Source organism: Hydrogenophaga sp. (assembly GCF_011390835.1).
GTDB lineage: Bacteria > Pseudomonadota > Gammaproteobacteria > Burkholderiales > Burkholderiaceae_C > Hydrogenophaga.
In genome coordinates this window covers 1-8,367 of record NZ_JAABRQ010000047.1, presented here as the reverse complement: position 1 = coordinate 8,367, position 8,367 = coordinate 1, and the positions used below count along the sequence as shown (strand labels likewise).

Genomic DNA, 8,367 nt, shown 5'->3' with positions numbered 1-8,367 from the left:
GGCATGGCGTTGACAGCGCTGAACTTCGTGTTGATTGCCCTGGCCACCACCACCGGCAACCCTCGCGCTGGCCGCGGGGGCAACTTGTTTTTCACCCTGTTCGCGTTCGTCTTCTATTACAACCTGCTCAACCTGGGCCAGAGCTGGGTCTCCAGCGGCGCGGTGAACCTGCTGCCTTTCATGCTGTTGCTGCACGGTGGTGTGTTCGTGCTGGCAGCGCTGTGGCTGGCCAAACGGCATTTCAATCTGTCGCTGCGCGATGCCCTGCGCGGCTGGCGTCGCGGCAGCGCACCATCGGCGTCGGCACCATGAGAACCATTCGGCGCCTGATCTATGGCGAGGTATTCACCTCGGTGGGCTTTGTGCTGCTGGCCTTTCTGTCTCTGTTTTTTTTCTTTGATTTTGTAGACGAGCTGCCTGAGCTGGGCCGCGCAGCCGCCACCGACCCCTCACTGGTGTACGGGCTGCGTCACGCGCTGCTTTATGTGGGCCTGCTCATGCCCAGCCGCATCTACGAGCTGATGCCGATTGCCGTGCTGATTGGCTCGGTGTTTGTCCTGGCGCGGCTGGCGCAAGGCTCCGAGTACACCATCTTGCGCACCAGTGGGCTGGGCCCGTGGCGCGCGCTGCGCACCCTGCTCGGCCTGGGCGGCCTGTTTGTGCTGATCACCTTTGCCATTGGCGACTACCTGGCGCCCATGGCCGACCGCTCGGCCCAGCTGCTCAAGGCCCACTACCAGGGCCGCATCAGCGTCGGCCAGACCGGAGCCTGGCTCAAGGAGCGACAGGACTACAGCAACTTTTCGGTCAACGTCGGCGCGCTCACTCCGCAGGGTGGACTGGAGAATGTGCGCATCTTCGAGTTCAACAACCAGGGTTTTCTGGTGTCCACCTTGGAGGCAGAATCGGGCCAGATCGAAGCAGACGATTCCTGGACCCTGCGCAACGTGCAGCGGCGCGAGTTCGACACTGCCGGCCTGGCCTCGGCCAAGGTCACGCGCAGCGAACTGCCCAGCTTCCGCTGGCCCAGCAGCCTCAACACAGAGATGGTGTCGGTGGCGCTGCTCAAGCCCGACCGCATGCGAACCGCCGATCTGTACGCCTATGTGCAGCACCTCGAGGCCAACGGCCAGTCCGCGCAGCTTTATGAAATCGAGTTCTGGCGCAAGGTGTTCTACCCGCTGAGCTGTCTGGTGATGGTGGTGTTGGCGCTGCCGTTTGCCTACCTGCATTTCCGTTCTGGCAGCATCACCGGCTATGTATTTCTAGGCGTGATGATCGGCATCAGCTTTTTCCTGCTGAACAACGTATTTGGCTATGTGGGCAACCTGCGTCAGTGGCAGCCCTGGCTAGCGGCCGCGTCGCCAGCCTTGATCTATTCGGTAATGTCGCTGGGCGCCTTTGGCTGGCTGGTTTTGCGAAGGTAGGTGACGACGATGCTGGGTGTGGTGGTCTTTGCTCATGGTTCGCGCGATCCGCTCTGGCGCGCGCCGGTCGAGGCGGTGGCGCAGAGCATTGCCCAGCGCGACGCTCAGGTTCTGGTGACGAGCGCCTACCTGGAGCTCTGCGAGCCCGATATGCCCACCGCAGTAGCTGATCTGGTGGCGCGGGGTGCGACGCGGGTGCGCGTGCTGCCGCTGTTTTTCGGCATGGGCAAACATGCCCGCGAGGATTTGCCCACCATCATGCAAAATCTTGCTCAGCGCTACCCAGGCGTGGCGCTGGAGCAGCTGCCCACTGCCGGCGAAGACCCTCGCCTGACCGCCCTCTTGGCCCAGATCGCGCTGGAGCGCAGCGCATGAACCTGCAGCAGCTGCGATTTGTGCAGGAGGCGGTTCGCCGCCAGCTCAACCTGACCGAGGCCGCCAAGGCATTGCACACCTCGCAGCCCGGCGTGTCCAAGGGCATCATCGAACTCGAAGACGAACTCGGCATCGAGATTTTTGCGCGCCACGGCAAGCGCATCAAGCGCGTGACCGAGCCCGGACAGCAGGTGCTGGCCAGCATCGAGATCATCCTGCGCGAGGTCAACAACCTCAAGCGCATCGGTGAGCAGTATTCGGCCCAGGACAATGGCACGCTGTCGATTGCCACCACCCACACCCAGGCGCGTTATGTGCTGCCTGGCCCGGTGAGTCGCTTGCGCCAGACCTACCCCAAGGTGGCTATCAGCCTGCACCAGGGCTCGCCCGACCAGGTCGCTCGCATGCTGATTGACGAGGTGGCAGAGATCGGCGTGGCGACCGAGTCGCTGCTGAACTACCCCGAACTCATCACCCTGCCCTGCTACGAATGGCAACACGTGCTGGTGCTGCCGTTTGACCATCCGCTGCTGGAGCGCGAACGCATCACCCTGGAAGACCTGGCTGCCGTGCCCCTGGTGACCTACCACCCCAGCTTCACCGGGCGCACCCGCATCGATCAGGCCTTTGCGCAGCGCGAACTCAAGCCCAACATCGTGCTGGAGGCGATCGACTCGGATGTGATCAAGACCTATGTGAAGCTCGGCATGGGCGTGGGCATCGTGGCCGAAATGGCGATGCAGGGTGAGAACAACACCACGCCCGACCTGGTGGCGCGCCCCGCCGGCCAGCTCTTTGGCAGCAACCTGGCGCGCGTGGCCTTCAAGCGCGGCGCGTATCTGCGCAACTTCGTGCTGCGGTTTGCCGAATTGCTGAGCGACCGGCTCTCGCGCGACGGCATCCTGCGCGCCATGAAGGGCACGCCTGATGAGTATGAGATTTGACCCCCTGCAGCGCCTGCGGCGCTCCTCCCCCAAGGGGGCAACGCTGGCCGACCGGCAAAGCCGGATCGGCGGCGTTCTGAGTGAATACCTTTGCCTCCTGCCACACCCATGAATTTACCGAACCCCCACACACCCGTCCTCACCTCGCGTTTGCCCCGGGTGGGCACCACCATCTTCACCGTCATGTCCACGCTGGCGAGCGAGACTGGCGCGGTGAACCTGGGCCAGGGCTTTCCGGATTTCGACTGCGACCCGGCGCTGGTGAACGCGGTCACCGCGGCCATGCAGGCCGGACACAACCAGTACCCACCCATGCCAGGCATCCTGCCGCTGCGCCAGGCGATGGCAGCCAAGGTCGAGGCCTTGTATGGCCTGCGCTGCGATCCATCAACCGAGATCACCGTGACCGCGGGCGCCACTCAGGCCATCCTGACCGCGCTGCTGGCGGTGGTGCACCCGGGTGACGAGGTCATCGTGCTGGAGCCCTGCTACGACAGCTACGTGCCCAACATTGAGCTCGCCGGCGGCATTCCGGTGCGCGTATCGCTCACACCGGGCAGCTTCCGCCCCGACTTTGGCCGCATCGCGGCGGCCATCACGCCCCGCACCCGGGCCCTCATCATCAACAGCCCGCACAACCCCAGCGGCATGGTGTGGAGCGAGTCCGACATGCTGGCGCTGCAAGCATTGCTGGCGCCCACCGATGTGCTGCTCATCAGCGACGAGGTCTACGAACACATGGTGTTCGACGGCCAGCCGCACCAGAGCGCTGCTCGCTTTCCGGGACTGGCGGCGCGCGCCTTCATCGTCAGCAGCTTTGGCAAGACCTACCACGTGACGGGCTGGAAAGTGGGCACAGTGATCGCGCCGGCAACGCTCACCGCCGAGTTCCGCAAGGTGCACCAGTTCAACGTGTTCACCGTGAACACACCCATGCAGCACGCGCTGGCGGCCTACATGGTCGACCCCGCACCCTACCGCGACCTGCCCGCCTTCTACCAGCGCAAGCGCGACCTCTTCCGCGCCGGCCTGGCCAGCACGCGCTTTCGCCTGCTCCCGGGCGAAGGCACCTACTTCCAGTGTGTCGACATCTCAGGGCTGTCTGTGCCCGAGCGGGATCTGCCCGAAGCCGACTTCTGCCAGTGGCTCACGCGCGAGATCGGCGTAGCGGCGATTCCCCTCTCGGCCTTCTACGGCGACGGGTTTGATCAGCGGGTGATTCGCTTCTGCTTCGCCAAGCGCGATGACACCTTGCAGCAGGCGCTGCAGCGGCTGGCCAGACTCTGAAGATCAGGGGCGTTCAACCGTCCATGCGCTCAGCAGCGCACCGTGTTGCGGCAGAAGCGGTCGAGTTCGCGTACCGTGCTGCGTGTGGCCACCGCCTTGCGCGCGTTCGGTCCCACTTCCAGGCTGAGCTTCATGTCGTATTTCTTGAAGAAGTCGTCAAACAGCTCGCCGCCCAGTGTGCCGGTGGCCGTCAGCGTGTCGGCCTTGGGGTCGTGCTCGATCAACACCGCGCACAGCGGCTGCTCGGCCGGTCCACCCAGCACCTGAGCGCCACGCGCCGGGTCGTACTGGCTGTGGTCAGCGCAGCAGTGGATGAGGTCGTCGCCCTTGCTCGGCGTCTGCGGATTGACCACGGCGCCCTTGCGAAAGCTGATGAAGCTCAGGTCCTTGGTCGGGTAGACCAGCTTGTGCGCGCAGATGGCGGAGTACGCGACCAGGCTGCGCGAAGGGCCTACGCCGCCTGGCCAGCTGTAGGCCTGCTTGTCGCGCGTCACCAGCTGGGTGGTGGCCGCGGGCTTGCCCAGATCCAGCAGGAACACCGGCGTGGCTTCGAAAGGGTAGTGGAAGACGTAGTTTGTCTGCGCCTTGAGGCTGGAGGCCTTGAGCGGGCTGCCCAGCTCATCCACCAGCAGCACTCGGCCATAAGACCGGGCCCGTGCAGTCGACGCCCAGGCGGCGCTGCCCAAGGTCGCCGCCAGCGCCCCTGCACCCAGCGTGCAACCTTCCACAAATTCCCGACGATCCATGCTGCGGTCTCCAAGGGCGGCACCGTTGCGCCCGCCGATCAGTGAACCCGATGCCGCAGCCACCTGTCAAGCCGGGCGCTGCATAGCCCCGCCCTGCTCTCGGGCAAACATTATGAATGCCAGCGTAAAGCGCGTCACGCTAAGGCGCTTGCATGCGCCGAGGCCTGAATCCAGCGCCTAGGCTGGGGCGTACCTCAATACAAGGCAGGTGCTGTCGATACCACCGTCAAACCGATGTGCTGGAAAGGAACCCATGTTGACCCGAATTCACCGCTCTGCTTCTGCCGCGCATCTGCGACCAGCTTTCACCCTGTTGCTGAACCGGCGCCTTTTCGCGTTGAGCGCCTTGCTGTTGCTGGGGGCAACTTTTGCCTCGACCACACGCGCTCAAGCCGCCACGGCGGTGGTAGAGGCGGTGCAGTTGCCCGCCTGGGTGGAGCGCCAAGGCCAGCGCCGGCCAGCCCAGCCCGGCCAGCAGCTGAGCGACAGCGACAAGGCGGTGACCGCCGAAGGTGCACGCATGCTGCTGCGCCTGGGCGACCGCAGCGTGATCAAGCTGGGAGAGCGCACCGAATTCCAGATCGAGCAGCTCGCGGCCCGCCAGCGCGGCACCGGCGGCCCTTCGGAACTCAAAGCCACCCTGCGCCTGATTACCGGGGTGTTCCGCTACGCCACCGACTACACGAGCAAGGCACTGGGCAACCGGCGCGAGCTCAACCTGAAGATGGCCACGGCCACAGTGGGCATTCGCGGCACCGATTTCTGGAGCATGACCGATGCCGAGCACGACGCGGTCTGCGTCTTCGAGGGCCGGGTGGTGGTCGCGCGCGAACAGCGTGCCGACATCGCGCTTGACCAGCCCGGCGCCTTCTGGGTCACGTTCACCGGCCAGCCCGAGCAGCCGCCTGGCCAGGCCACCCCGCTGCAACTCGCCCAATTCATCGACCAGGCCGATCTGAGGCCAGGCAGCGGCATCCTGCTGCAGGGCGGTCGCTGGCGCACCGTGGTTGCCCAGCCCGCCTCCGAGGCAGCCGGCGTGGCCATGCGCGTAAGTCTGCAGGCCGCCGGGTACCCGGCCGAGCTGGTGGTGCGTCAGGGACGCCACGAGGTGCGCATCAACCAGCTGGCCACGCAGGCCGACGCCCAGGCGGTCCTGACGCGGCTGAAGGCCGATGCCGCACTCGGCGTGACTGGCGGGCGGGTGGCGCTGGCGGCGGACTGAGCGACTCGGCCCGCACAGCCAGTGCGATGCCTCGCCTGGTTCAGCTGTTGAGCTGGGCCCAGGCCTTGTCCAGCCGCTTCACGCTCACTGGTTGCGGCGTGCGCAGCTCCTGGGCAAAGAAGCTCACGCGCAGCTCCTCCAGCAACCAGCGCAGCTCCTGCAGCCGTGCGTCCTGCACGCCCTTTCGTTCAGCCACCAGGCGCCAGAAACGCTGATCCTGAGGGCGCAGCTCCGCCAGTTTGGCTGTGTCGCGCGCCAGATCGCTGCGCGCCTTGTCGATGCGCAGCTGCACCGCCTTCAGATAGCGCGGGAAATGCTGCAACTGCGCATACGGCGTGGCAAGCAGGAATCTCTTGGGTACCAGGCGCTGCAGCTGCTGAGCCACATCGGCGGCCAGCTCACCGCCAGCTTTGCTGTCCTTGAGCTTGCGCACGGCCGCAGCGTACTCCACCAGGATGGCGCCTGCCTGACGAGCGATCTCTGAGGCGATCAGCGTTAGCCGCCCGCGGCCCTCCTCCAGCCGCTGCTTGAACGCGGCTTCATCGGCTGGCAGCGGTTCGATCAGAAAGGCGCGATCCAGCGCCAGCTCGATGATCTGGTCACGGATTTCTTCCTGTGTGCCACCACCTGAACCGCCATCGGCCTTGCCCACCTGCATGTAGGCCACCGCCATGGTCTGCAGGCCCGGCAGGTTTTTCTCCAGGTACTTCAGGGCATCCCGGATCTGCAGCGCAAACAGGCGGCGCAAGCCTTCGCGGTGGCGGGCTGCCGCCACCTCTGGTTCGTCGAAAACCTCGATGCTCACCGCATCACCGCCATCGATCAGCGCCGGAAAGCCAATCAGCGTCTGATCACCCTTGCGAATCTCCATCAGCTCGGGCAACTCGCCAAAATCCCAGCGCGTGTGCCGTTGTCCGGCCGCGCTCGCTGGCGGGTTGGCAACATGCTTAACCCGCTGGCCCGGGTCTCGCGTTGCCCGGGATGGCGCTGCGGGTGGGCTCGGTGCCGGGCGCAGCTGGTCCAGCTTGATCGCCGCCAGCGCCTGGAACGCGCCCCTCGCCTGGCCACCCAGCTCGGCCTTGAGGGCACCGAGGCTGCGGCCCTGACCCAGCTGGCGGCCATGCTCGTCCACCACCCGCAGGTGCATGAAGTGGTGGGCCGCCACCATGTCCACCTTGATGTCGTTGCGGGCAATGTCCAGCTGGGTGGCTTCGCGCACCAGCTTCAGCAGCGCGTCCATCAGGCTGCCCGCACCAAACACCGCCGGATCGCTCAGGGCGGTAGTGAAACGCTCGGCCGTGGCCGGCAGGGGCACCAGCCGCGAGCGCGGCCGCTGGTGCAGCGTCTTGAGCAGGGCGAGCACCTTGTCTTTCAGCATGCCGGGCACCAGCCATTCGCATCGCTCCTCGCTGACCTGGTTCAGGGCAAAAATCGGAACCGCGACCGACAGCCCATCGCGCGCATCGCCAGGCTCGTGCAGGTAGGTGCAGGCGCAGTCCACGCCCCCCAGGCGCAGCGTCTTGGGAAAGGCCTGAGTGGTGATACCAGCCGCCTCGTGGCGCATCAGCTCTTCTTTGCTGAGCCACAACAACTTGGGGTTGAGTCGTTGGGCATCCTTGTACCAGCGCTCAAAGCTCGCGCCGCCGTGCACCTCTGCGGGAATCTGCGCGTCGTAGAACGCAAAGATCAGCTCGTCATCGACCAGCACATCCTGCCGGCGAGCTTTGTGCTCCAGCTCCATCACCTGTTTGACCAGCCTCTGATTCGCGGCCAGGAAAGGCAGGCGCGTCTCCCACTCACCGGCCACCAGTGCTTCGCGAATGAAAATCTCGCGCGCGCCGGCTGGATCGACCCGCCCGTAATCCGTGCGCCGGTTGAAATAGACCACCAGGCCGTACAACGTGGCGCGCTCCAGTGCCGTGACCTGAGCGGCCTTTTTCTCCCAGTGCGGGTCGAGCAACTGCTTCTTGATCAGGTGCGGCCCCACCTGCTCCAGCCACAACGGATCGATGGCCGCGATGCCTCGGCCAAACAGGCGCGTGGTCTCCACCAGCTCGGCGCAGACGATCCAGCGCCCAGGCTTCTTGCTCAGGTTGGCGCCGGGGTGGCGGTAAAACTTGATGCCTCGCGCACCGAGGTACCAGTCCTCCGCCTCAGACTTCTGCCCGATGTTGCCCAGCAGACCGGCCAGCATGGACAGATGGAGCTGGTCGTAGCTGGCTGGCTTCGTGTTGAGGACCCACTTGTGCTCGGCCACCACCGTGTGCAGCTGGGTGTGGATGTCGCGCCATTCGCGCAACCGGCGCACATTGATGAAGTTTTCGCGCAGCAGGTTTTCAAACTGGCGATGGCTGAGCTTGTGATCC

The 8,367-nt window shown here is 65.3% G+C and carries 8 protein-coding genes; 6 read left to right on the top strand and 2 right to left on the bottom strand.

Annotated features, from left to right (window positions below; translation table 11 throughout):
• The 5 genes from GPT34_RS17215 to GPT34_RS17195 form a co-directional block, all read left to right on the top strand.
• A partial coding sequence (locus GPT34_RS17215) for an LptF/LptG family permease (RefSeq protein ID WP_291015129.1) occupies positions 1-312 on the top strand: 312 nt, incomplete at its 5' end.
• A complete protein-coding gene (gene lptG / locus GPT34_RS17210; protein WP_291015126.1) occupies positions 309-1,427 on the top strand; it encodes an LPS export ABC transporter permease LptG in 1,119 nt (372 codons plus the stop codon). The genes GPT34_RS17215 and lptG, both read left to right, overlap by 4 nt.
• Before the next feature lie 9 nt (positions 1,428-1,436).
• Positions 1,437-1,802 (top strand): CbiX/SirB N-terminal domain-containing protein, encoded by a 366-nt coding sequence (locus tag GPT34_RS17205; RefSeq protein ID WP_291015132.1) that lies wholly within the window; start codon positions 1,437-1,439, stop codon positions 1,800-1,802.
• The gene (locus tag GPT34_RS17200; RefSeq protein ID WP_291015123.1) at positions 1,799-2,746 is read left to right on the top strand and encodes a CysB family HTH-type transcriptional regulator; all 948 of its coding nucleotides are present in this window, start codon (positions 1,799-1,801) and stop codon (positions 2,744-2,746) included. Before GPT34_RS17205 ends, GPT34_RS17200 begins: the two co-directional genes overlap by 4 nt.
• 108 nt (positions 2,747-2,854) lie before the next feature.
• Entirely contained in the window at positions 2,855-4,033 is a 1,179-nt protein-coding gene (locus GPT34_RS17195; protein WP_291015121.1) for a pyridoxal phosphate-dependent aminotransferase, read from the top strand.
• 29 nt (positions 4,034-4,062) lie between these two features.
• On the opposite strand, the gene GPT34_RS17190 is transcribed toward GPT34_RS17195, so the two are convergent.
• The gene (locus GPT34_RS17190) at positions 4,063-4,779 is read right to left on the bottom strand and encodes a twin-arginine translocation signal domain-containing protein (protein ID WP_291015119.1); all 717 of its coding nucleotides are present in this window, start codon (positions 4,777-4,779) and stop codon (positions 4,063-4,065) included.
• A 253-nt stretch (positions 4,780-5,032) separates the two neighbouring features.
• On the opposite strand from GPT34_RS17190, the gene GPT34_RS17185 reads away from it, so the two are divergent.
• A complete protein-coding gene (locus GPT34_RS17185) occupies positions 5,033-6,001 on the top strand; it encodes a FecR family protein (RefSeq protein WP_291015117.1) in 969 nt (322 codons plus the stop codon).
• Between the two features lie 40 nt (positions 6,002-6,041).
• Here the strand turns inward: GPT34_RS17185 and GPT34_RS17180 are convergent.
• Positions 6,042-8,367, bottom strand: a 2,326-nt coding sequence (locus GPT34_RS17180) for a DUF3418 domain-containing protein (protein ID WP_291015115.1), incomplete at its 5' end; no start/stop codon positions are given.

Coding starts and splice junctions, on each gene's coding strand:
- lptG (WP_291015126.1), top strand. CDS start 309: ATGAGAACCATTCGGCGCCTGATCTATGGCGAGGTATTCACCTCGGTG.
- GPT34_RS17205 (WP_291015132.1), top strand. CDS start 1,437: ATGCTGGGTGTGGTGGTCTTTGCTCATGGTTCGCGCGATCCGCTCTGG.
- GPT34_RS17200 (WP_291015123.1), top strand. CDS start 1,799: ATGAACCTGCAGCAGCTGCGATTTGTGCAGGAGGCGGTTCGCCGCCAG.
- GPT34_RS17195 (WP_291015121.1), top strand. CDS start 2,855: ATGAATTTACCGAACCCCCACACACCCGTCCTCACCTCGCGTTTGCCC.
- GPT34_RS17190 (WP_291015119.1), bottom strand. CDS start 4,779: ATGGATCGTCGGGAATTTGTGGAAGGTTGCACGCTGGGTGCAGGGGCG.
- GPT34_RS17185 (WP_291015117.1), top strand. CDS start 5,033: ATGTTGACCCGAATTCACCGCTCTGCTTCTGCCGCGCATCTGCGACCA.